The sequence below is a fragment of the Francisella sp. XLW-1 genome, assembly GCF_008711455.1.
GTDB classification, from domain to species: Bacteria; Pseudomonadota; Gammaproteobacteria; order Francisellales; family Francisellaceae; genus Francisella; species Francisella salimarina.
The window spans coordinates 128,647-152,835 of the sequence record NZ_VXKP01000002.1; the positions used below are offsets into that span (position 1 = coordinate 128,647).

The following is a 24,189-nucleotide window of genomic DNA, read 5'->3' on the forward strand; positions in this document are numbered from 1 at the left end:
AAGAGGTTTATTTTGAAACTACTAATTGCTGATGTGGATTTATTTCTTTGACAATGTTTTTAATCTCAGCGAAATTATCAATATATGCAAAGCTATCTAGAGCTTCTAGATCTACACCATTATGATAACCGTAACTTACCATTATAGTTTTTACATTTGCCTCTCTAGCACACAAAAAATCATTCATAGAGTCGCCAACCATCAAACTCTCTTCGGCTTTAGCATTTAGCTTATCCATAGCAAACAGTAAGGGTTCAGCGTATGGTTTGTAGCTCGTTGTAGTATCTCCACCAATAATTACTTCAAAATAGTCAATTAAATCTAAATGGGTTAGGGATTGTATAGCATCCTCTTCATGTTTGTTTGTTACAACAGCCATTTTTATACCTTGTTGCTTTAAGAAATCTAAAGTTTCAATGACATTGGGATATACTTTACTATTAGCACTATTTAGAGTTTTGTATGTTTGACTGACAATTTTAATACCTGTATCAGCGATAGATTCAATATGATCATTATCATTGAAATCTAATGCTAGAATTTTTCTAACAGTAGTAGGGTAACCTTTACCAATTATATTTGCTAAGACATCTTCAGATACCGGCTCAAGTCCAAAATGTTTACGCATGGCATTTGTTGCAACTGTTAGATCACCAACTGTATTTACAAGAGTGCCGTCTAAGTCAAAGAATATATTTTTTATCATGTTTTTTCTTACTTATTAATTTGTGATTTTATCTTGTTCATCTCATCAGTCTGACTAATTTTAATTTCTAAGGCGGAAGCTGGGAATGCTATAGAGCCAGTATCTCGTAAAATTTTTTTAGAAGCGGAGCAGTGGATATTTGTTACTTTTGTAGTTTCGAATATTTCTTTTATATTATTTGAGTTAATTCCACCACCAGGCATTATTTGAATTTGGCTACCAAACTTTTCTTGTAGAGTTCTTATAATTTCTAAACCTTTAATTACATTTGGCTTAGCTCCAGATGTTAAAATTCTATCAAAACCTAGTTCAATAACTTCTTGCGTAGCTGTGTATATATCTGTTGTTAAATCAATTGCTCTATGAAAGGTTAGTTCTTTGCCAGCTTGTTTCGTAAATTCAATAAAAGGTTTTAGAAATTCTTTATCAACCTTATTTTCTTTAGTCAAAGCACCAATGACAATGCCATCAACATCTAGCTCTAGCATCAGCTTACAATCTGTAAGCATAATTTGCTGGTCTATCTTATCGTAATAAAAATCACCAGCACGATGGCGAACCATAGTCTGTAATGAACCTATGAAATTCTCTTTGGCAAATTTGACTAAACTAGGCGAGGGTGTAAGTCCTTCTACTCCAAGAGCGGAGCATAGTTCTAATCTATCAACGCCAGCTTTTTGGGCATTGAGTATTGATTGATAGTTATCTATACAGATTTCTAGAGTTGTCATAAGAATTGTAGGAGGTGTCTTGTTTAGTGTAATTATAGCTTAAAAATTTTAAAAATATTTTATAAAAGTTTATATTGGTTTCGTTGCTTACTGTGTAAGCCATAACGACATACTTTTTGCATGGCAAAAAAAGTATGCAAAACTGCCTAGCACTACGCTATCGTAGCTTAAAATAAATAGAAAATAAAAAACTCTCCAATTTGAAAATTGACTCAAACAGTTTTATTTTCTTATCATTTATTTTACGAACTACTATTCGCTAATGTGCTACTCTCGATTAATCACAGTTTATTGTCTTTAATTTATTTTAAAATTGGTATAATCGCCTGTAGCAAAACTAATTTTATGAGATTTTTATGAGTCAACTATTTATCGTTTATCTTGGCGGGAGCGCACCCAAAGCAAATATCGAGTTACATGATGTACAGTTTGTAATTGGTAATACTATCGAAGATACCTATGAGCAACTTAGACAAAATTGGTTTGGCACGGTCAAAGGATTGCATTTGGATAGTTATAAAGCTCTCAAAGGTGCAGATGGTTATCAAATATCTATCCAAGATAGACCTCAAAACTTTGATAAGAAATTATATTTTGTCAATCTTGGTGGTTATGATGAATCTAAGCTAAATGAGCTACATGAGTTTGCTTTATTTGTTGCTGCAGATAAAACAGAAGTAAAAGAAAAAGCAAAGCAAAGTCTACTAAAAAATTCTCTACATCAGCACAAAGATAATCTTATGGAAGTCGATAATTGTTTAGAGATTGGCTCTATTGGAGCTAAGTATATTCATTTAACTCCGAGTGATGAGGAATATGACTTAAAACCTGATTGGTTTGGATATAGGGTGATTGGATGATTAGAGTTTCAGAAAATATTTGTCTTGAAAAGTTATTAATTAGTGATTCTAGAAAAATCTTGGAATTATTCAATGAGAATAGGGAAGCACTTTATTATTTACATTGGGTTTATGATGTTAGATGTATTGAGTCTGCAAGAGAATATATATCTAATAGGATACAGAAAACATCATTAAATACTGAATGTTTTAAGATTGTATTAAATGGTCAAATTGTTGGAGTATTTAATATAAAATATATTTGTCATCAGAGATCTGAAGCTGAAATTGGTTACTGGTTAGCTAAATCAGCCCAAGGTTTTGGAGTCGTATCTAAAACAATAACTTCAATAAAAAAATATTTAAAGAATAAGAATATTAAAACAATAAAAATTACATGCCTTAATAAGAATAAGCCAGGCATAGCTGTAATATCAAGAGCAGGTGGTATAATGACAGGTTCTATAAAAAATTATAGAGTTATTGATGGTATGAATTTTGATTTGAATTTATATGAAGTGAAGTTATAAATTAAGATATTAAACAATTTTTCGCTACTTACTATGTAAGTTATAGCGACATACTTTTTTCATGGCAGAAAAAGTATGCAAAACTGCCTAGCACTACGCTATCGTAGCTTAAAATAAATGGAAAATAAAAAACTCACTTTGTTCAAACAGTTTTATTTTCTAGACATTTATTTTATGAGCTACTAACCGCCAATGTGCTTTTATGATTATGAAAAAATCACAAAATCAACTCAGCCTGTTTTTTAACAGGTTCATTCATACCATCAGTCCAAACCCAGTAATAAACTGGTTCACTACCTTTAAAACTAGCCACATAGTGATTGTCTTGACTATCAATAGCATGAATTGTTAGCTCATCTAAATATCCAGTTTTAAGATGGCGTAAGTCTTTAGTTGCTTCTAATACAGCATCTTTTACAGACATCCCCATTTTCATATATAAAACTACAGATCTAGCAGTACCACAGCGAATAGCCATCTCACCAGTATGTGTACATGCACAAGCCCCATACCTAGAATCAGCATACGAGCCGGCACCTATGATAGGACTATCTCCTAATCTTCCAGGGTAGCGCCAACCCCAGCCAGAAGTGCTTGTAGCAGATGAGATAGTGTTATTATAGTCTTTTGATAGATAGACCGTAGTGTCAAATATCTTCTCAGGATCAACAGCAAATTTACTTAGTTCTATCAGTGGAATATTTGGAAACTTAGCTTTTTGCTCAGCAGTTAAGTGTTTATCTAAATGTTTTAACCAAACTTTTTTAATTTCTGGTAATAGGTTATCGATTTTAGTCGCATTAATTTCATTAGCAAATCGATTTGCTCCTTCAGCAACTAATATCTCATGATGTAATCTTTGCATAACTTCATAAGCAACCTCGACAGCATTAGCATAACCTTTTAGAGCACCGATAGAGCCTGTACGCAGATCATCACCATCCATTACAGAAGCATCTAGAGTTACATTGCCCAAAATATCAGGCCAAGAGCCTCTACCTACAGTTTTGATAGTAGTATCATTCTCTACGAGTTTAATACCTTCAATTATAGATCTGAGACCATTTTCTTTATTTTTAAGTCTTTTGAAAGCTTCAGGTACGCCACCATGACCTTCATCATTTGCAATTAGAATCATCTTTATACCCTAAGTTTAGTAAGTTTTTTTAATATTGGGGTTAATGCAAATAATATAACAGCCATAATAATTGCTGCAATAAAAAGTTTAAAATATCCTGATGCAAAACTATTTGCAGGAGTGTTTTTATCTACAGCAATATGTGAACTAATTACACCACCAAAGAAAGGGGTAATTATAACTAATAAAGTCAGTTGTGTTGCCATAACAGTAGTAACAGGCATATTAAAACCTAAGATATTAAGCTCAATATTATGCTTGATAAATAGAGGGATACTAATAGAAGTTTGATTACTAAGTGACCAGTAGAAAAGCATAAATATTGATAGTATTAAAAGAATAGCAATATTAGTCTTTTGATTACTTCCAAGAGATTTCCAAAGAGATATTAGATAAATCAACAGAACAATTCCAGATAATGAAATAATTATCATAGATTGAGTAGGGTGAGCTATTAAATAAGCAAAAATACATGCTGAAAAAATCACAAATAATATAATTGCTTGCCAAACATTTAATCCCAATAAAAGTTTTCTTTGCATAACTTCATAGTTCGGCGCATCACAGCTTTTAGGGAAATGCTTTTTACCTGATTCAAAAAATATTAACCCGAGAGCCATTCCAAAAGCGGCTAAACTAAAACCATAATGCCAACCAATTTTTTCACCGACAAAACCAACTATAAAAGTTGCTAATACAGAACCAAAGTTTATACCTGTGTAAAAGTATGCAAAGCCACTATTTCGTAGAGACTCTCTATCATCATAGAGCCTACCAACCATTGTAGAGACATTTGACTTGAAAAAACCTGTGCCAGCAGAAATACAACCTAACCCTAAAAATAATGCAGTATCACTAGATCCAGATAGTGCCATAATTATATGACCAGTCATAATTGAGACACCACCAATCAGCACACAACGCCTGTAGCCAATAATTCTATCTGCTAAAATCCCACCAACAGCGGTAGTGATATATAGATATGTTACATAGCTACCAAAAACTAGAGCAGCATTAGCATCTGTGAAATCTAATCGCTGAGTCATGTATAGAATTAAAATAGCTGATAATCCGTAAAAGCTGAAGCGTTCCCACATTTCAGCAAAGAATAAGAATTTGAGTCCTTGAGGATGTCTAAGATGTTCCATTTTTGATTTTATTAAAATATAGGGTAAATTCATTTTAACTAAACACTAAATATAAATCATTAATAAGCTATTGCTAAATGCACTTTTAATAGCTTAAAAGCCTTAGTAGCTATTGATATCTAATATATATTGAATATAATTTCCGCTCTTATATAAATTAATAACCCAAGGTAAATAAGTATGTCGTTCAAAGGTTCATGTCTTTGTAATTCTGTTAAATTTGAAATTGATGGTAGTTTTGAAAATTTCTTTTTGTGTCATTGTGAGCATTGTCGTAAAGATACAGGTTCGGCTCATGCAGCTAATTTGTTTTCATCAAATGCAAAATTAAATTGGCAATCTGGTCAAGAATTAGTCAAAAAATATAAACTACCTGCATCACATCATACAAAAAGTTTTTGTAGTGAATGTGGTTCAGCATTACCTTTTGAGCAATCAGAATTTAATTTAGTAGTAGTGCCTGCTGGTAGTCTAGATGATAAAGTAGATATTAAGCCGACAGCTAATATATTTATGGCTAGTAAAGCTAATTGGGATGAAAATTTAGCATCAGCTCATAGTTTTGATGCTTTTCCAATGCCTTAAAGAATATTATTACTTACTATTTTTCATAAGTTTTTCTATACCAACGAATGTAACATTAAATATTACAGGTCCAAGAAATATTCCGATAAAACCAAAAGCTTGGATTCCTCCTAGTATACCTATCAATGAGGCAGCAAAACTAAGTTGTACTTGTTTATTAATAATTTTGGGTTGCATAATATTGTCTGTGAAAATATTTAGAGCAAAACCAACTACTAGTATAATAATAGCTTTAGTAGCACCATATACTACAAATACACTAGCTCCGATGAGTATATAAACAACACCAACCATAAATGGGATCATAGATGCTATAGCTACAGTAAATGCAAGTAAAATTGGTGTTGGCATACCTATTAGTAAAAATACTATAGCCATAACAGTACCAACAAGTGATGCGGTTAGAAAAATTGCTAAACTTACTCTACGAGTTGTAATAATTGCTGTAGATATGAAACTATCGCTATCATCAAAGTCCTTAAGTACTACTTTTTTTGCAAATTTTTCTAAAGTAGAGCTACTAACTAGGAATTGATATACCAGCAAAAGTGTAATTAAAAAATCTGTTATAAAGCTTATAGATGTTGAGCCTACGTATCTAACTTTAGGTAATATTTGACCTAAATTGGAGATTATGGTGTCACTATCATCATTAATGGCTTTTATTAGTTTATCAAAATGTTCTTGAAGGATACTTCCTGTGTAAGGAATTTTGCCTATAGAATCACCAAGCGTAGCAAAAGTTTGTGAAAGTGTTTCTGGATGCTGTAAGTATGAAACAATCTCTGAGATAGCATAATACAGAACAATTAATATAGGAATAAATACACACAGAAGAATTCCCATAACTAATAGGAAACTACTTCTATGTTTACCAATATGTTGCTCTAAGTACTCTTGAAGGGGAGCAAGTATTATTGCCAAAAGTCCTGCAAAAAGAATAGAGTAAACAAAAGGGTATAAAACCCACATTACTAAAGCACCAATAATGCAAATGATAGATAGTTTTTTAATAGTTTGTAGTGACATTTTGTTTATAGTTGTAGTAATAATTAGAATAAAGAATAGCAATATATTTAAGTTTTATAAATTGCTCTATAAACTTAATTCATAAAATTTATAACTATTTAAGTTGATTCTAAAGTGTAACAAGCTTGATTTATGAACGTTTAGAAGCATTTCAAGAGGTTTTACCATTGCTCAATATTTCCTTGAGCATCTAAAAATTTTCCAGAATCTTTATGATGGAGATTTTCAATAAGATTAGTCATCGCTTGGATGCTATCACTAATTTCCACAGTAGCATTATCTCCACCCATCTTAGTCTTAACCCAACCAGGTCGAAGACTTATAGTAATTATCTCTGGGCACTCAGCAGCAAATGTTTTTGTTAACATATTTAGAGCTGCTTTTGATATGCGGTATGAATAACCAAAACCAGCTTTTGTTTGCTCTATAGAGCCAGCTTGACTAGCCATATTGATAACTATTGGATTAGCAGATTTTAGCAGATTCTCTTTGAAATTATGAATAAGATAAAAAGCTCCTAAACAGTTCGTTTGAAAAGCATTATTTATCCAGTTTGGATTAGTTTCAGAAATACTAAATTTTTGATGGTTCTCAGGGTAAATACCGGCATTGTTTATTAATATATCAATAACAATACTTTTATACTTTTGAAATAATTGCTCTTGGTCTCTAGGACTACTAACATCAAGTTTTTCTATAATAAGTTTTTGATATTTCTTAGAAAGTTCTTTTAGGTCATTTGCTTTAGCTGGATCACGGCAAGTTGCGATTACATTACAGTTTTTTGTTAAATAGTGTTCAACGAAACCTAGCCCAATTCCTCTATTTGCGCCCGTAATTAAAATATTTTTTTGCATTATTTTAGTACTTATATATTTGGTTTTATATTATATGACAATTAGTTTTGGCATCACTAATTAAGCTCTTTGCGGTACTTTTAGGTAGTTCAACAGCTCCTACTCCTGCGCCTAAAATAGCTCCTAAAATAACAGCCACACCTATTTGGAATGGTTGTATGAATGAGTTTTTACTTAAGCCACCACTATCAAACATCATTGGAGACATCATGGCTCCGCCAACCATTCCTCCTAATAAACCTACAGGTACCATTAGAATAGTTCCTACTCCTATACCTATTGCTGAGATAGGTGTCATAAGGATAGTAGATAGTGTGCCACATTCTTTGTTTTGTTTATAACTTTCACTTTTTAATGTTCCTGGTGCTACAGAATTTATATTTTTATTTTCTGATAAACAATATCCCATGCTGGTAGTTAGGAGTAATGTTGTAAGACTAAAAAATAAGATTACTTTTTTAAACATAATTTCATTAGTAAGTTAATAACTTATATTAAGTTATATTATCACTTTAAATTAGATTTTTGAAAATTATGAAATTGAAATATAAATAAAGAAAAAATATTTAGAAAATAAAAATTACCAACCAGTAACTTCTTTAAGTTTAGAACCTAACTCTGCAGGTGATCTAGTATAAGCAATACCAGCAGCTTCAAATGCAGCGAATTTTTCATCAGCAGTACCTTTACCACCAGAGATGATAGCACCAGCATGACCCATACGCTTACCTGGAGGAGCTGTAACACCAGCAATATATCCAATAACTGGCTTAGTAACATTGTGTTTAATGTATTCAGCAGCTTCTTCTTCAGCTGTACCACCAATTTCACCGATTAGGATTATAGCTTCTGTTTGAGGATCATTCTCTAAAAGTTTAAGAGCTTCGATTTGGTTCATACCTGGGATTGGATCTCCACCTATACCAATACAAGTAGATTGACCAAAGCCTAACTTAGTAGTTTGAGCAACTGCTTCATAAGTTAGAGTACCAGAACGAGAAATGATACCAACTTTACCAGGTTGGTGGATATGACCAGGCATAATACCAATTTTACATTCACCTGGAGTGATCACACCAGGACAGTTAGGACCAACTACTTGTACATCTTTACCTTTTAAGTATTCTTTAACTACTAGCATATCTAGAGTTGGTACACCTTCTGTAATGATTACAACTAGTTTAACACCAGAATCGATAGCTTCGATTGCAGAATCTTTTACAAATGGAGCTGGTACATAGATTACAGATGCATCAGCACCAGTAGCTTTTACAGCTTCTTCCATAGTATTGAAAACTGGTCTGTCTAGGTGAGTTTGACCACCTTTACCAGGAGTCACACCGCCCACGATGTTTGTACCATAAGCAATAGCTTGCTCTGAGTGAAAAGTACCGTTTTTACCAGTAAAACCTTGTACTAAAACTTTTGTATTTTTATCAACTAATACGCTCATTATTTAATATCCTTTTAACTGTTTTAATTTATTAACCTAGTGATTTTACAACTTTATCAGCAGCATCAGCTAAACCATCAGCAGGTATTAGTTTTAAACCTGAATCAGATAGGATCTTAGCACCTTTTTCTGCATTGTTACCTTCTAGACGAACAACTACTGGTACAGTTACATTTACTTCTTTAACAGCTTCGATAATTGCCTCAGCGATCATATCACAACGTACGATACCACCGAAGATGTTAATTAAAACAGCTTTTACATTTTCATCATCTAGGATTAGTTTGAAAGCTTCGATTACTCTTTCTTTAGTTGCTCCACCACCAACATCTAGGAAGTTAGCAGGCTTACCACCGTATAATTGGATAATATCCATTGTAGCCATTGCTAGACCAGCACCGTTTACCATACAGCCGATGTTACCTTCAAGAGCTACATAGTTTAGTTCATGTTCAGAAGCTTTAAGTTCTTTAGCATTTTCTTGAGATTTGTCTCTAAGAGCTAATAATTTAGGGTGTCTGTAAAGAGCGTTTGAATCAAGGTTGATTTTACCATCAACACAAACGATTTCGCCGTTTTCTCTAACTGCAAGAGGGTTGATTTCAAATAATGCAAAATCACACTCAACAAATGCTTTGTAAGCACCTAGCATAGTTTTAACGAAATCATTAATTTGCTTACCTTCAAGACCAAGTTTGAAAGCTACTTCACGAGCTTGGAATGGTTGAAGACCAACTAATGGATCTACTTCCACTTTAAGGATTTTCTCTGGAGTGTTGTGAGCTACTTCTTCAATATCTACACCACCTTCAGTTGAAGCCATGAATGTTACTTTACGGCTAGATCTATCAACTACCGCACCAAGGTATAACTCACGAGTAACCGGGTATACATCTTCAAATACACCTACAGAATTAACTGGCTGACCTTCAGCATCAGTTTGGAAAGTAACAAGATTTGTGCCGATTAGGCTCTCTGCTACTTCACGAGCTTCTTGAGATGATTTAACAACTTTTACACCACCAGCTTTACCACGACCACCAGCATGTACCTGAGCTTTAACCACAGCAAATTTACCACCAAGTTGGTCAAATGCCTGAGCAGCTTCATTTGGGTTATGAGCTACGATACCTTTTTGAACTTTTAGACCATAGCTTTCTAAAAGATCTTTAGCTTGATATTCATGTAAGTTCATTGATTTTCTTCCTTATTTGATCGTTTGACGAAAATTTTTGTTAAATAACATCTCAAATAATAACTCATTTACGCTATTTTTTCTAATAAAAAACATAATTTAAACTTATAAGAATAGGATATATGAAAACTCTTTAGGTAGTGTATGTTATGGAGTGCTGAATATCATTGATTTTATTAGTGATAAGTATTGCGTTCATGGTGTTGTTACATTTTACTTAAAGTAAATAATAATTTACTAAAACTCTCGAATGCTGAAAGATTAGTCCTAAAAAAGTCGTTAAAAAAATGCAATTATAGTAATATTATTTGGTAAATTTAAAAATAAAATAAGGTGATTGGGGATGTTTGATTACATATTTAATAAAATTAAATCGACTATTTTTTCTAAACTCACGCCTGCACAATTGTTAATTACATCAGTATTAGCGTTTGTGTTTGGTTTTATTCCAGGAGTCTCATACTCACCATTACTCTTTGTAGCAGTAATAACATTGGTGATAATTCTTAGAATAAATATTGGTGTGTTTGTATTTATTGCGATTATTGCAAAAGCACTTTCATTTTTGCTTGAGATTGTTAGTTTCTCATTCGGACAATTCTTGCTAGATGGTTTTACACAACCTATTTTCAAGGCTATAGTTAATACGCCAGTCTTAGCTTATGCTGGATTTGATTATTATCTCGTCGCAGGAGGGTTTGTTCTAGCAATAATCTTAGGTGTTATATTTGGCCTTATTATCGCAAAGATATACAAAAAGATAATTGTAAAAATGTCATCTATTCAGTCAGGTACAGAACTATATAACAAAATCACTAAGAATTTTTTTGTTAAGATAGCTAGTTGGATCTTCTTGGGTAAGAATATTGCAAAAGTTGACTGGGTTGAAATGCAGAATCGTAAGTTTAGACAGCCGTTTAGATTAACAGGAATTGTTCTTGTAGCTTTAATTATTGCGGCTTTGATATATTCTCCTAAGCTTTTAGAAACATCAATGGTATCAAATATCATTAAGCAACAGTTGACTAAAGCAAATGGAGCAACAGTTGACTATCAATCTTTAAGTTTAGATTTTACAAATGCAAGCCTTGATATTAAAGGCTTAGGCGTAGCAGATCCAAAAAATCTTGATAAGGATAGATTCTATGCTGAGAATGTGAATGCGAGTCTAAATATTTCAAATTTACTTACTAGGCAGTTAACATTAAGAAATGTTTTGGTTACTGGTGTATCTTTAGATAAACAAAGAGCTAAGAAAGCTAGTTTATATATCAATACTAAAGCAACATCTAAAGATGATGCTAGCATAAATTCAGAAGAGTTTAAAAAGAAAGCTATAGATAGTATTGGTAAGGCAAGTCAAAACTTACAACAAGTAGATCTGCAAAAGTTAGAAGCTAATACAAAACAAGCTAAAGAAGTTGCTAATGGTATTAAGCAAGCAGCAGAGTTCTTATCAAACTTTAGCTCTAGTAGTGAGGATGATACAACTGGTGCTAAACAGGTAGGATCAGTTACACCGAAGCAACAAGCTAAAGTATATGGTTACGCGAATGTAAAAAATGAAATGCTTCGTGATAAGTATCCTAGTTTTGTAATTCAAAATATTGATATAAAAGGTTATCAAAATGCCGGTACTACATACGATGCTAATATAACTAATATATCAACAAACCCTGTGTTATTAGGTCAGCCAACAGCAATTAATGTTAAATCTGTGAATAATAGTGATGTTGATGTTAGCGTAGTTGTTTCAAATAAGCTAAATGTTGATAATACTGTCAAGTTCAATTTGCAAAATGTAGCTGGAAATGCAATTAAAGGTTTGAATATTCAAGGGGTTAATATAAATGCTAATAGCTTAACAGTATCTGGTCAGGGAACTTGGCAGTTTAGTGGAGTAAGAAATATAATGTTCAATATTCCTTTGCAGCTAAAATTTGATATTGTGAGTGTTAGCCTTAACCAGTTTACTCAGAAAATACCTAGCTTAACATTAAATGGTGTTATCACTGGTGATTTGAATAAACTCAACTTTAGTGTTGATGCATCTTCTTTGAAGAGTCTATTGAATGTTGATACAGTCAAAAATGTTGCTGGTCAAGTTGCTAAGCAAGCAGGTTTAGATAAGAAAGCACAACAAGTTATTAATAATACTAAAATTAATGGTAAGTCTATCCAAGATTTAAATGCAAATGACATCAAAAAGATCAATAAAAAAGATGTTCAAAATATAGCTTCTCAGTTTGGGATCAAAATTAATTAAATCAAAAAATTCCACTAAGTAGCCCATATGTTTAAAAGAAGTGTTCAACTTACAAATAATTGTTCTCTAGGTTTTTGGGAGAATTGATTGAGACGTTAGCTATAGCTGTAGTATTTTTTATCAAAGGCCTTTGGCACTTAAAATATTGCTCTTAGGCTTTTCTTTATGGTACAAAATTTTTACTTTAGTGATTTTATTGCATTTTAAATATACAGACTTTCTTAACTTATCTGCATAATAGATATACTTTCCATGTTCAAAGTGTGAGCTTATAAGTGTGTATGGAGTTCCTTCAATACTGGCAGGCAATTTTATTATTTGAGCATTTGTTTTAGAGCTTGAATTAGTAACATCTATGTTTTTTTCTATAACAGGAGAATGATTATTTTCTGATATTATATCGACTGATGATGGGTGATTGTTGATTTGCATATCGATAGCATATGCATCTATATTGAGATAGCCAACACATGTTGAGCCCTTTGGAGCATTATAATAAGATAGCTCAAAATCAGCTAATTTATCAGAATTAGAAACTTCAGATATATCTTTATCCGTGGCTTTTACACTAATGTAACTATCCGACTTAATATCAAAAGAGTAGTTGCCTGGTGGGATAATTATGTCTTTATTTGATGTTTGATATGATTCGCCTAATGCAGATAACCCTCTGTCAATACTTCTGCGAGGAAAGGATATTGTCACATTATCGTAACGTTGAGTGACTTTAGCATTCCAAAAATACGGTAGATTAGTACTACTTATGGTATCTTTAATTTTTACATTTGGGTTTGTTAGGATGAGCTCTATTTTACTTTTGCTTAGATTTACCTGTTTTGGAGAGTTAAAGGATACTTCATAAGTGTTATTGGCTTGTGTTTTAAGGTTTGGGTAACTAGATGAAAAACATACTAGGATTATAAATAAAGTCTTAAAAATGTAATTCATGGCTATTGATTGTTAACCTCTACATTTGTTGAATAATATCATAAAAGCTAGAGTAATTAATACGATAATATGGATCATAAGAGTGAAGGTGTTGAAAAAGATTTATGTCTATATCAACTATCTTAATGATGACAAATTCATATTTATTTGATTTATGTTGGTAAAATAAAAATACATTATTATGCACATGCAAAAACAATCATGTTTAGTATAGGATGTATAAAGAATAACTTTTAATTATAAGTTTCACATTAGTAATAACTAATACAAATATTTACATCTACTTTAATTAAATGTATTATACCTTTAATTATAATTAATTTTAATTTAACAGGTGAGAAAGGTAATAATTTTCTTCTTTTTTTATTTAAGTATATCAACTGTAATTGCTGCAACATATAATGTAGGTCCAACAAAAGAATACAAAATATTACAAGATGTTGCCAAACTTTTACAACCTGGAGATGTTGTGTATGTTGAAGGAAATGCCGAATATCCAGGGAGTGTGAAATTTGAAAACCATGGAACTAAAGTAAAACCGATAAGAATAATAGGTGTAAAAGTAGCTGGTCAAAAACCTGTTATAAAGTCTGAAACAAAAGATGTAGTTGTTACATTTTTTGGAGATAACTATATTTTTGATAACTTTGAAATAGTAGGTAATATGCAAGAAGCATCGGATCCTAAACTTATTACAAGAAGAGGTTTGTATCAGGTTGCTGATGGTATTACAATTAGGCACTGTAGCGTCCATGATTCTGCAAATGGTATTATGGGTAGCGATCTTTTCAGTGGAAGCTTAACTATAGAATATTGTGATATATATCACAACGGTGCATTTGTAGGAGATCATAATATCTATATTGCTTCTGACAGGGTTAGACATCCAGATGCAGTTACAAAAGTCAGGTTTAATTACATTCATGATTCTTATCAAGGAGCTGGCTTAAAGAGTCGTACATCAAGAAATGAAGTGTATTACAACTGGTTTGAAAATAATTATAGTTCAGAAGCAGACTTTTTTGGTGCAGACTTGGGACCTGGCACACACCCTATTTATAATGATAAAGGTGAAATTATTGGCTACACCGATGATAACCATACTACACAAGATGAATTAAGAAAGATTGATAAATCTTATGGTGAGAACTATGTTCGAGAGGATACGGATTTTGTTGGCAATGTTGTAGTTAATGAGAATAAGGTAAAGTCTTTGACTATTGGTGGAGATGGTGGTTCTGGTGGTCCAACTAGAAATGGTACAAGTTTTGGGCGTTATCGTTTCGTAAACAATACTTTTATAAATACTGCGCCAGCAGATGGTGCGGGTCGTTCTTATGTGGGTCAGCTAAAGTTTGGTATAGGTAGCTTAGAATTTGATAATAATATTGTCTATAATAAAAATGGCATAAACATAATCTTTTACTTTAATCTTTATGATTCAAATAATGATATACATCAAACAAACTCTGATTTAAGATGGAGTGCAGATAAACAATTTATTGGTCATAATAACTGGTTTAAAATCGGCACAAAAATACCTGAAGGTATCACTGATAGTATATTAGGTGATGTTCCTGATTTTGTTAGTTTAGTAGATAAGGATTTTCATCTAAGACCTGAAAGCCATTTAAAAATATCGGGCTCGCAGTATAATTCAAATATTTTTTCAACGGCAATATATTATACTAATATCGGTGGAGTATTAAAAATGGATGTCGAGTTTATTGAGCCTTTAATGTATCCATATTATCAAGCCCCTGATCCTAGGCATTATGACGAGTCGACATTTGATCAAGTGAATATAGCTATAGGAGCATATTCTTAAAGAGTTGTTTACTCAAATACTTCTAGAGCTTTCAGGAAAGTATCTACATTAGCATCTTTTTTGGTTGCATTTTCACTTAAATAGCGACGGAAGACTTTGGCATTAGGTAAACCATTGAATAAGTTTAATGTATGCTTTGTTATATTATTAAGTTTCATATTAGGATCATTGTCTAGCTTGATTTTTATGTACTCAGCCATCTTGTAGGCTACCTCAAGTGGGGAGATATCATTAATGTGCTGGTTGTAGAATAGATTGTCAAAACTTTTAAATAACATTGGGTTATGATAGGCTTCGCGTCCAATCATTACGCTATCTACATGTTTTAAGTGTTCTTGGGTGTCTTCTATGGTTGTGATACCACCGTTGATGCCTAACTCAAGATTTGGGAAATCTTTTTTGATATTATAAACAGTACTATATTTTAGTTCAGGAATAGTTCTATTTTCTTTTGGAGATAAGCCACTAAGCCATCCTTTGCGAGCATGAATACAAAGATAATCTGCTCCAGCTTGTACTTGTTTATCAACGAAATTATATAGCTCTTCATAACTGTCATTATGATCGTAGCCAATACGACATTTTATAGAGATAGGTATATCTAGATTATCTTTCATAGCCTTGACACAATCTGCTACAAGCTCAGGTTCTGCCATTAGAGATAAGCCAAAATTACCTTTTTTCACTCTTTCACTAGGACAGCCTACATTTATATTTATTTCATTGTAGCCAAGATTTTGTGCAAGTTTACCACATGTTATGAAATCCTCTGGTACACACCCTCCAAGCTGTAATGTAACAGGATTTTCTTCAGGATTATATTCTAATAAGAAATCTTTATTACCATGTATTATGGCATTCAAGGTAATCATCTCTGTATACAGCATAGTGTGCTTTGTTATTAGACGCATCATGTAGCGATAGTGTTTATCAGTCCAATCTAGCATTGGAGCAATACATATTTTTCTATTGGAAGCTTTCATTTTTATTATTCTGATCAAAAGATTAATTACTGATAATTATAATGGATCATCGTCAAAAGTTAAGCGATGAATGATGCTATCTATTTGTGTACGGTATTTTACTGTATCTTTTGAGTATCTACTATACTGTGGGTTTGATCTATCATATAACCAGTTAGCCAAGTCCCATCCGTAAGTAGTCTGGAAACAGAGTTTACCAAATTCTGTTAGATTAAACTCTGCTTGAGTTTGTAAACACCCTGTCATGAAAACATCAGCATAAGTTTGTAGAATTGGATAGCTCTTATTTGGAAAGTCGGCATCCTTAAAGTCCTTCACGTACATCCAGTAATCACCCTTAGGTAAGCTTTTGACACCTAATGGTACTATATCTTTACGAGGTATTTTTACACGACAGTATGATGCTTCTCTCAAATCAGTCGCAGAAATATCAGAAGCACTAGCTTTGTAGTATATTGCATTCATAGCATAGCCTTTGTTAGGGACGGCTAGTAAAAATGTAGCGCGAGACTTTTCTCCTCTTGATGCCCATAGTCTTTCAAAGCCACTAACCAGTACTGGCGCAGCATAAGTCGCTTCAGGAACAGTTATTTGTCTAGAATCCTTGTTCATTAAGCTTCCATAACCAATAACGTAGTTGTTTCTTTTTGAGCTCACTTTTGGGCGACAGTTTGTGCTATTCTCTGGTGTTTGTGATAACTTACTCTGTTCAAGTATTTTAAGTTCACTTTGGTGTATTGATTCTGCTTTTTTAATACCTGATTTTTTCCCAATTAGAAAACTAGAGGCAATTACAGCAACTAACAATATTACTACTAAAAAATTTCTCTTTTTCAAGGTTTTCAAACTTGCCTTATATCTAAAGTATAAGATTATATTAGCATTTCTATATCAAATGAAAACCCCTGAAGGATTATTACAAGGTTACTGATCTAAATTAATATAAATCTTTATTTGTGTTATAATGTGATGTGATTGTGGATTTTAAATATAAATATATATTGGAGCTTGTTAATGTCTGAAAATAAAGCTTATGACTCATCGAGTATTAAAGTACTCAAGGGTTTAGATGCAGTTAGAAAAAGACCAGGGATGTATATCGGTGATACAGATGATGGTAGTGGCTTGCATCATATGGTGTTTGAGGTTGTTGATAATGCTATCGATGAGGCTTTAGCTGGCCATTGTGATGATATTAAAGTTATCATCAATAAGGATGGTTCAGTGTCTGTATCTGATAACGGGCGTGGTATACCTACAGATATTCATAAGGAAGAAGGTCGCTCAGCTGCTGAAGTTATTATGACAGTTCTTCATGCTGGTGGTAAATTTGATGATAATTCATACAAAGTATCTGGCGGTCTACATGGTGTGGGTGTGTCAGTTGTAAACGCACTGTCAGAAAAGCTCACTTTGGATATATCTCGTAATGGTTATAGGTATTACCAAGAGTATACGCATGGTGTACCAGATTATCCGCTAAAACAGTTAGAGCCAACAGATAAATCAGGTTCAATAATTACATTCAAACCAAGTAAAGATACATTCTCTTTTGTTGATTTTGATTATGATATTTTGATGAAAAGAATTCGTGAATTATCTTTCTTAAATTCAGGTGTTAAAATTGAGCTTATCGATAAAATTAATAATAGGTCTGAGGTATTTAAGTATGATGGCGGTATCGCAGCATTCGTTAAATATTTAAACAATAGTAAAAAGCCTATTCATGAAAATGTTATAGCTGTAAGTGGTATCAAAGATGATATTCAGGTTGAGCTTGCATTACAATGGAATGACTCTTACAAAGAATCAATTTTTTGTTTTACAAACAATATTCCTCAACGCGATGGTGGTACTCATTTATCGGGGCTAAAAGCGGCTGTTACTCGTACAATGAATACATATATTGAGTCAGAAGGTTTAAATAAAAAGCTAAAAGTATCTCTAACAGGGGAGGATACTCGAGAAGGTTTGGCTGCTGTTTTATCTGTGAAAGTTCCAGATCCAAAATTCTCATCTCAAACAAAAGATAAATTAGTATCATCAGATGTTAAATCAGCTGTCGAGTCACTAGTAAATGAAAAGCTTCAAGAATTCTTGCTAGAAAACCCTAAAGAGGCTAAAATCGTTTGTGAAAAAATTCTAGACTCAGCAAAGGCTCGTGAAGCAGCTCGTAAAGCTCGTGATATGACTCGTCGTAAAGGAGCTTTAGATATAGCTGGTCTTCCAGGTAAGCTTGCAGATTGCCAAGAAAAGGATCCTTCATTATCTGAGATATATCTTGTGGAGGGGGATTCTGCAGGAGGTTCAGCTAAACAGGCTCGTGATCGTAAAACGCAAGCGATTCTACCCCTGAAAGGTAAGATTCTAAATGTAGAAAAAGCTCGCTTTGACAAAATGCTTGGCTCTCAAGAAGTTGCTACTCTCATAAAAGCACTAGGGTGTGGTATAGGCGCAGAAGATTATAATCCTGATAAAACTAGGTATCATAAGATTATTTTGATGACGGATGCTGATGTTGATGGATCTCATATTAGAACTCTTCTTTTAACATTCTTTTATAGACAAATGCCGGAGCTTGTTGAAAGAGGGTATTTATATATTGCACAACCGCCTTTATATAAGGTCAAGAAAGGTAAGCAGGAAACATACCTGAAAGATGAAGATGCTTTAGCAGTATATCTAGGTAATATTGGTCTTGAAGGAGCTAATATCTTACTTGAGGATGGTAATGCTATTTCTGGTCAAATTTTAAATAACTATTATGAACTTTATCAAAAATCTGAGAAGGTAATTAAAAAGTACGCAAAGACATATCCTGAAAAACTGCTCAGAGTAATGGCTTATAGCGCTAAGTATGTAGATGAGAATGCAGATATCAAGAAATGGTGGGAGACTATTGCTGAAGCATGTAATCAAAAAGCATTATCTTATGAAAGATTTAAGCTTATAGAAACTAAAGATGTTGATGAAGATGGTCAGGAAACTATCTCTTACGGTGTGAATCACTATATAAATGGTTATGACACGGATTATATTGTTAGAAATAGTTTCTTTACTACTAAAGATTATGAAGATCTTGTTACTTATGGTGATGTATTATCAGATATTTCTTTTAAAGGTGCTTATGTAGAAAGGGGTGCTAAAAAAGAATATGTTGATGACTTTGAGTCAGCAATTGACTGGTTACTTAAAGAAGCAAGACGCGGTAATGATGTACAGCGTTACAAAGGTCTAGGTGAGATGAACCCGGGCCAGCTTTGGGAGACGACTATGGATCCTGATAATAGAGTCTTACTTCAAGTATCAATCAAAGATGCTGTTGAGGCAGATGCTTTATTTACTACTCTTATGGGTGATGAAGTTGAACCTCGTAGGAATTTTATTGAATCTAATGCGCTTAATGTTGTTAATTTGGATGTTTAGATCCTTATATCCTTATATGTTGTTTACTATTACTTTAATTGCATTTACGTTATAATTCTATTAACTATATATACATAATTTGACATTTTTAGGTGAAGTATTATAAGCACATAGATGGTTTAAGAGCTGTTGCGGTATTATCGGTAGTATTTTTTCATCTTGATATAACTTTAGTTAAGTCTGGATTTTTGGGAGTTGATATATTTTTTGTTATATCAGGCTTTCTAATTACTAGTATTATTATTAGAGATTTAGAGAATAAAAGTTTTTCATTAAAGAACTTTTATTTAAGAAGGATGCGAAGAATACTTCCAGCCTTAATTACGGTATTAATATTTTCTACGATTTTTGCATGGTTGATATTGTTACCACAAGATCTAAAGAGTTACTCTAAATCGTTAGTAAGTGCATTGGGATCATTCTCAAATTTATATTTTTTTAAGACATTAAGTTTTGGTTACTTTAGTACAGATGCGACGGTAATACCTTTATTACATACATGGTCCTTAGGAATTGAGGAACAGTTTTATATATTTTGGCCTTTATTTTTAATATTTGCTTTTAACGTATATATAGGAATAGGTTGGAAAGATAAACAAGCGTTGAGTAGTTTTGATAAGTATTTGATTATAAGTCTAATACTTATAGTTTTATCTTTATTTTGTTTTAGATATTTTAGTTATTTTGAGATATATGATTACTTTAATCATGAGAGGTTTTATTATTTTCCATTAACAAGGGCCTTTGAGCTTTTGTTTGGATGTGCACTTGCTATTTATGTTACAAAATATAAGCCAACAAGTAACAAGTTAATACTTGAGTTACTATCAATTATTTCGATATTGCTTATGTTGTATCCAATATTGTTTAAGGATGTGTCTTATCCAAGTAATTGGACAGTTATTGCATGTGTTGGAGCGGTATTGTATATATATGCTGGTTGTAATGAAAAATATAATACTTTAGTTAATAAGTTTTTATCGATTAAGCCAATTGTATTTATAGGTTTGATTTCATATTCATTATATTTATGGCATTGGCCAATTATTGCGTATTTAAATTATTTAAGTATAGAGAAGACACATCTAGTTAAATTGATCGTATTGGCTTCAAGTGTTGTATTAGCTACATTGACTTATTTATTTGTGGAGAAGCCATTTAGATATAAGTTTAAGGTATCATTTAAAAAGACACTTATAATCTTATGGATAACTCCAATAGCCATCGCATGTTGTTTTGCTTTAGGTAGTAAATATATTAATAATTTCGGCTTTAATAAAAGTGTTGGAGACTATGTCGCTGTTGGAAAAAATGGTAATGGGGTGTATGAGTATCAATATCCTGGTTGGCAAGAAAGGCTAAAAAAATTATATAACATTAATGACATTTGGGATTATGATTCTAAAGATCTTAATGAAAAAAAATTAGTTCAACAAATTGGGAATGATAAAGTATATGATGTAGTTATTTTTGGTGATTCGCATTCTAAAGTTGCTAAATCCATGATAAATAACTGGACCAAAGATCTTGGTTATAGCTCTATTTTGATTGGAGGCGATCAGGGAGCTATATATAAAATTATTGCTGACAAAAGCTATAAAGATATTGTTGAAACCATAATTCATAAAACACATCCTAAGATTTTTGTTTTAGTAGGATGGTGGAATGCTTATGGGGAGAATGGTGGTCCAAAATATGGAAATACAATTTATTTTTTAAACGATATAATGAGTATTCTTGAAAAAAATAATATTCAGCCAGTGATATTGTTAGATTGGCCATCACTTAAGGGAATGAAGCCTACTTGTGGAATGACAAGACTTCAACAATTATTGGGTATGGAGTGCTCTAGACCATTATCAGATGTTATAAGATCTCAAAGTAGTGCTGTTGAATATATAAATAGATTGAAAGAAAAATATAATAACTTGATAATTATTGACCCTAAAGAAATAATTTGTTCTCATAATAAATGTCCTAATGTGATGAATAATCATATTATATATATGGATAGTAATAAAATGATTGATAATAATGATTTAAATAATGCACATCTTAATGAATATGGCTCAAATCTAATTGGTGAGTTGTATTTGAAAAAATATGGAAATCCTTTAAAGAGTAGTTAGTCTATTTATTCTGCCAAATTGATTTATATTTCTTTAATTTAGTAATCTTAACAAAAATTAATTTATCTACAGCAATTTAAAAAATTATAATCTTTCATGAATTTTGAAGAATGACAAACTTAATGGAGTCTATAAATGTCAGATATTAATTTGAAGATTGGTTTAGCTGAAATGTTAAAAGGCGGTGTTATCATGGATGTTGTCAATGCCGAGCAGGCAGAGATAGCTCAACAGGCAGGTGCAGTGGCTGTAATGGCTTTAGAAAGAGTGCCGGCAGATATCCGTAAAGATGGTGGTATCGCTAGAATGTCAGATCCAAAGTTGATTAAAGAAATTATGTCAGTAACTTCTATACCTGTGATGGCAAAAGCTCGTATAGGGCATTTTGTTGAGGCGCAGATTCTTGAATCTTTGGGTGTTGATTTTATTGATGAAAGTGAGGTTTTAAGTCCTGCAGATGATCTTAATCATATAGACAAAGATAGTTTTAAAGTTCCTTTTGTATGTGGCTGTACAAATTTAGGTGAAGCTCTAAGAAGGATTGGTGAGGGGGCCGCCTTAATTAGAACAAAAGGTGAAGCTGGGACTGGTAATATTGTTGAAGCTGTTAGGCAGTTAAGACAAGTTAATAAAGATATCAGTTACATTAAAGGTGCTGATCAATCAGAACTTATGGCTATAGCAAAAAACATGCAGGCTCCGTATGATTTGGTTAAGTATGTACATAAAAATGGTAAGTTACCAGTGCCAAACTTTTCTGCAGGAGGTGTGGCAACTCCAGCTGATGCAGCTCTTATGATGCAATTAGGAGCGGAGTCAGTATTTGTAGGCTCTGGGATATTTAAGTCAGCAGATCCTTTAAAGAGAGCTAAGGCTATAGTTAGTGCTGTTACATATTTTAATGATCCAAAAATATTAGCTGAAGTTTCAGAAGATCTTGGTGAGCCTATGACGGGTATTAATTGTGATTTTGAGAAGTTTTCACAAAGAGGATGGTAAAATATGTCTGTGAATGTGGGCGTACTAGCTATTCAAGGTGGGTTCCAAAAGCATGCTGAGATGCTTGAATCTTTGGGGGCAGAGGTTAAGTTAGTCAAATTTGCAAATGATTTTGATAAAATTGATAGGCTTATTATTCCCGGAGGAGAAAGTACAGCATTACTAAATCTTTTGAATAAGCATCAAATTTTTGATGAATTACAAGATTTTTGCTCACGAAAACCAGTTTTTGGAACTTGTGCAGGTAGTATAATTCTATCAAAAGGCTCTGAGTATTTAAGTCTTATAGATTTGGAGGTAGAGAGAAATGGCTATGGTCGTCAGGTTGATAGTTTTGCCACAGACTTGGGCTTTATGAGTAATTCTATCAAAGCTGTATTTATTAGAGCCCCAAAATTTACTAGACTAGGCAATAATGTTGAGGTATTGGCTAAATTTGATGATTCGCCTGTATTAGTTAGGCAAGATAATATTTTAGTGAGTAGTTTTCATCCTGAGTTGACTGAGGATTCTTCTGTGCATAAGTACTTTCTAAATATGTAGTCTTATTTTTGACATTTTTTGCAAAAGAATGTATTCCTTTGAGCTATCACTAAACTTTCAATTTTAGTGTTACAGATATGACAGTTTTGATTGGCTCTACCATAAACATTGAGTTGTTGCGTGAAGTAGCCAGGTTTACCTTCTGTATTTTTATAGTCCTTGAGTGTTGTACCACCTTCTGCAATTGCTTTATCAAGTATTTTCTTAATTGAAGTTAAAAGCTTTTCAGCCTCTTTTTTTGTGATAGTATTAGAAGCTCTTGTAGGTAGAATATTACTATCAAATAATGCTTCACTAGCATATATATTTCCTACACCAACAACTATGCTATTATCCATGATAGTTTGTTTGATCTTTCTAGTAGTTTTTTTTAGTTTAGATATCAAGTATTTGACATTGAAATCATCTGTTAAGGGTTCAACGCCATGAGTTGCTAAAACTTTATGTTGTAGTGGTGTTTCGTTTGTGTTGACTAGCCAGTATCCAAATTTACGTGGGTCATTGTAGACTAGACTTAGGTTATCAGATAATTCTAAGATAATGTGGTCATGTTTGATCTTATCATATTCAGAGGTATTTATAATTTTGACAACACCTGACATACCAAGATGAATAATTAACTGCAAGTTATCTTCCATAAAAATAATTAGGTGTTTGCCTCTTCTTTGGACATCTTTCACTACTTTACTTTTTAGTGATAGAAGTTGAACTTTATCTATGGGGTAGCGAAGCTTATCTGTATTTATCTGTATGCTTTTAATCTTTTTGTTAATAATATTTTTGGTTAAACCTCTTTTGACAGTCTCTACTTCAGGAAGTTCAGGCATAAATTTAATATTACTATAAAAATTAAGAT

The 24,189-nt window shown here is 32.5% G+C and carries 22 protein-coding genes; 9 read left to right on the forward strand and 13 right to left on the reverse strand.

The annotated features are described in order from the left end of the window. Window positions 1-7: 7 nt before the first annotated feature. The gene (locus tag F3D59_RS03155; protein WP_146421066.1) at window positions 8-706 is read right to left on the reverse strand and encodes an HAD-IA family hydrolase; all 699 of its coding nucleotides are present in this window, start codon (window positions 704-706) and stop codon (window positions 8-10) included. Window positions 707-714: 8 nt separating this feature from the next. Beyond that, window positions 715-1,437: a copper homeostasis protein CutC gene (locus F3D59_RS03160; RefSeq protein ID WP_150463767.1), complete on the reverse strand. Its 723-nt coding sequence runs from the start codon at window positions 1,435-1,437 to the stop codon at window positions 715-717. A 356-nt stretch (window positions 1,438-1,793) separates the two neighbouring features. Between F3D59_RS03160 and F3D59_RS03165 the strand changes: the two genes are divergently transcribed. Continuing rightward, window positions 1,794-2,297, forward strand: coding sequence for a DUF1543 domain-containing protein (locus F3D59_RS03165; RefSeq protein ID WP_150463768.1), 504 nt, complete (start codon window positions 1,794-1,796; stop codon window positions 2,295-2,297). Then, window positions 2,294-2,806, forward strand: a complete 513-nt coding sequence (locus F3D59_RS03170; protein ID WP_150463769.1) for a GNAT family N-acetyltransferase — start codon at window positions 2,294-2,296, stop codon at window positions 2,804-2,806. Before F3D59_RS03165 ends, F3D59_RS03170 begins: the two co-directional genes overlap by 4 nt. Before the next feature lie 217 nt (window positions 2,807-3,023). Here F3D59_RS03170 and F3D59_RS03175 read toward each other — a convergent pair whose 3' ends face one another. Both F3D59_RS03175 and F3D59_RS03180 read right to left on the reverse strand, forming a co-directional pair. After that, complete coding sequence (locus tag F3D59_RS03175) at window positions 3,024-3,944, reverse strand: N(4)-(beta-N-acetylglucosaminyl)-L-asparaginase (protein ID WP_150463770.1); 921 nt, start codon at window positions 3,942-3,944, stop codon at window positions 3,024-3,026. A gap of 2 nt (window positions 3,945-3,946) precedes the next feature. Further along, window positions 3,947-5,092, reverse strand: a complete 1,146-nt coding sequence (locus F3D59_RS03180; RefSeq protein ID WP_150463771.1) for a peptide MFS transporter — start codon at window positions 5,090-5,092, stop codon at window positions 3,947-3,949. Between the two features lie 180 nt (window positions 5,093-5,272). Here F3D59_RS03180 and F3D59_RS03185 point away from each other — a divergent pair, with 180 nt between their 5' ends. After that, window positions 5,273-5,677: a GFA family protein gene (locus F3D59_RS03185; RefSeq protein WP_146421074.1), complete on the forward strand. Its 405-nt coding sequence runs from the start codon at window positions 5,273-5,275 to the stop codon at window positions 5,675-5,677. A gap of 9 nt (window positions 5,678-5,686) precedes the next feature. On the opposite strand, the gene F3D59_RS03190 is transcribed toward F3D59_RS03185, so the two are convergent. The 5 genes from F3D59_RS03190 to sucC form a co-directional block, all read right to left on the reverse strand. Continuing rightward, window positions 5,687-6,706, reverse strand: a complete 1,020-nt coding sequence (locus F3D59_RS03190; RefSeq protein ID WP_150463772.1) for an AI-2E family transporter — start codon at window positions 6,704-6,706, stop codon at window positions 5,687-5,689. Between the two features lie 161 nt (window positions 6,707-6,867). Continuing rightward, on the reverse strand, window positions 6,868-7,563 hold the full coding sequence (locus tag F3D59_RS03195) for an SDR family oxidoreductase (protein WP_146421075.1): 696 nt from the start codon (window positions 7,561-7,563) through the stop codon (window positions 6,868-6,870). A gap of 25 nt (window positions 7,564-7,588) precedes the next feature. After that, entirely contained in the window at window positions 7,589-8,029 is a 441-nt protein-coding gene (locus tag F3D59_RS10080; protein WP_224721149.1) for a hypothetical protein, read from the reverse strand. 114 nt (window positions 8,030-8,143) lie between these two features. Next, a complete protein-coding gene (gene sucD, locus F3D59_RS03205; protein WP_013923500.1) occupies window positions 8,144-9,016 on the reverse strand; it encodes a succinate--CoA ligase subunit alpha in 873 nt (290 codons plus the stop codon). Between the two features lie 31 nt (window positions 9,017-9,047). Continuing rightward, a complete protein-coding gene (sucC, locus tag F3D59_RS03210) occupies window positions 9,048-10,211 on the reverse strand; it encodes an ADP-forming succinate--CoA ligase subunit beta (RefSeq protein ID WP_013923499.1) in 1,164 nt (387 codons plus the stop codon). A 343-nt stretch (window positions 10,212-10,554) separates the two neighbouring features. Here sucC and F3D59_RS03215 point away from each other — a divergent pair, with 343 nt between their 5' ends. Further along, window positions 10,555-12,477: a TIGR03546 family protein gene (locus F3D59_RS03215; RefSeq protein ID WP_150463773.1), complete on the forward strand. Its 1,923-nt coding sequence runs from the start codon at window positions 10,555-10,557 to the stop codon at window positions 12,475-12,477. A 120-nt stretch (window positions 12,478-12,597) separates the two neighbouring features. On the opposite strand, the gene F3D59_RS03220 is transcribed toward F3D59_RS03215, so the two are convergent. Continuing rightward, on the reverse strand, window positions 12,598-13,425 hold the full coding sequence (locus F3D59_RS03220) for a hypothetical protein (protein WP_150463774.1): 828 nt from the start codon (window positions 13,423-13,425) through the stop codon (window positions 12,598-12,600). Between the two features lie 334 nt (window positions 13,426-13,759). On the opposite strand from F3D59_RS03220, the gene F3D59_RS03225 reads away from it, so the two are divergent. Continuing rightward, complete coding sequence (locus F3D59_RS03225) at window positions 13,760-15,253, forward strand: hypothetical protein (protein WP_150463775.1); 1,494 nt, start codon at window positions 13,760-13,762, stop codon at window positions 15,251-15,253. A gap of 8 nt (window positions 15,254-15,261) precedes the next feature. On the opposite strand, the gene dusA is transcribed toward F3D59_RS03225, so the two are convergent. Both dusA and F3D59_RS03235 read right to left on the reverse strand, forming a co-directional pair. Next, the gene (gene dusA / locus F3D59_RS03230; protein WP_150463776.1) at window positions 15,262-16,236 is read right to left on the reverse strand and encodes a tRNA dihydrouridine(20/20a) synthase DusA; all 975 of its coding nucleotides are present in this window, start codon (window positions 16,234-16,236) and stop codon (window positions 15,262-15,264) included. 36 nt (window positions 16,237-16,272) lie between these two features. After that, a complete protein-coding gene (locus F3D59_RS03235) occupies window positions 16,273-17,073 on the reverse strand; it encodes a gamma-glutamylcyclotransferase family protein (RefSeq protein ID WP_150463777.1) in 801 nt (266 codons plus the stop codon). Between the two features lie 177 nt (window positions 17,074-17,250). Here F3D59_RS03235 and gyrB point away from each other — a divergent pair, with 177 nt between their 5' ends. From gyrB to pdxT, 4 genes are all read left to right on the forward strand, one after another. Continuing rightward, window positions 17,251-19,662: a DNA topoisomerase (ATP-hydrolyzing) subunit B gene (gene gyrB, locus F3D59_RS03240; RefSeq protein WP_150463778.1), complete on the forward strand. Its 2,412-nt coding sequence runs from the start codon at window positions 17,251-17,253 to the stop codon at window positions 19,660-19,662. 92 nt (window positions 19,663-19,754) lie between these two features. Continuing rightward, window positions 19,755-21,791, forward strand: coding sequence for an acyltransferase family protein (locus tag F3D59_RS03245; protein WP_150463779.1), 2,037 nt, complete (start codon window positions 19,755-19,757; stop codon window positions 21,789-21,791). Between the two features lie 135 nt (window positions 21,792-21,926). Next, window positions 21,927-22,790, forward strand: a complete 864-nt coding sequence (gene pdxS, locus F3D59_RS03250; protein ID WP_013923492.1) for a pyridoxal 5'-phosphate synthase lyase subunit PdxS — start codon at window positions 21,927-21,929, stop codon at window positions 22,788-22,790. A gap of 3 nt (window positions 22,791-22,793) precedes the next feature. Next, window positions 22,794-23,333, forward strand: a complete 540-nt coding sequence (pdxT, locus tag F3D59_RS03255; RefSeq protein ID WP_150463780.1) for a pyridoxal 5'-phosphate synthase glutaminase subunit PdxT — start codon at window positions 22,794-22,796, stop codon at window positions 23,331-23,333. Between the two features lie 2 nt (window positions 23,334-23,335). Here pdxT and mutM read toward each other — a convergent pair whose 3' ends face one another. Then, window positions 23,336-24,160: a bifunctional DNA-formamidopyrimidine glycosylase/DNA-(apurinic or apyrimidinic site) lyase gene (mutM, locus tag F3D59_RS03260; RefSeq protein ID WP_191092424.1), complete on the reverse strand. Its 825-nt coding sequence runs from the start codon at window positions 24,158-24,160 to the stop codon at window positions 23,336-23,338. Between the last annotated feature and the right edge of the window lie 29 nt (window positions 24,161-24,189).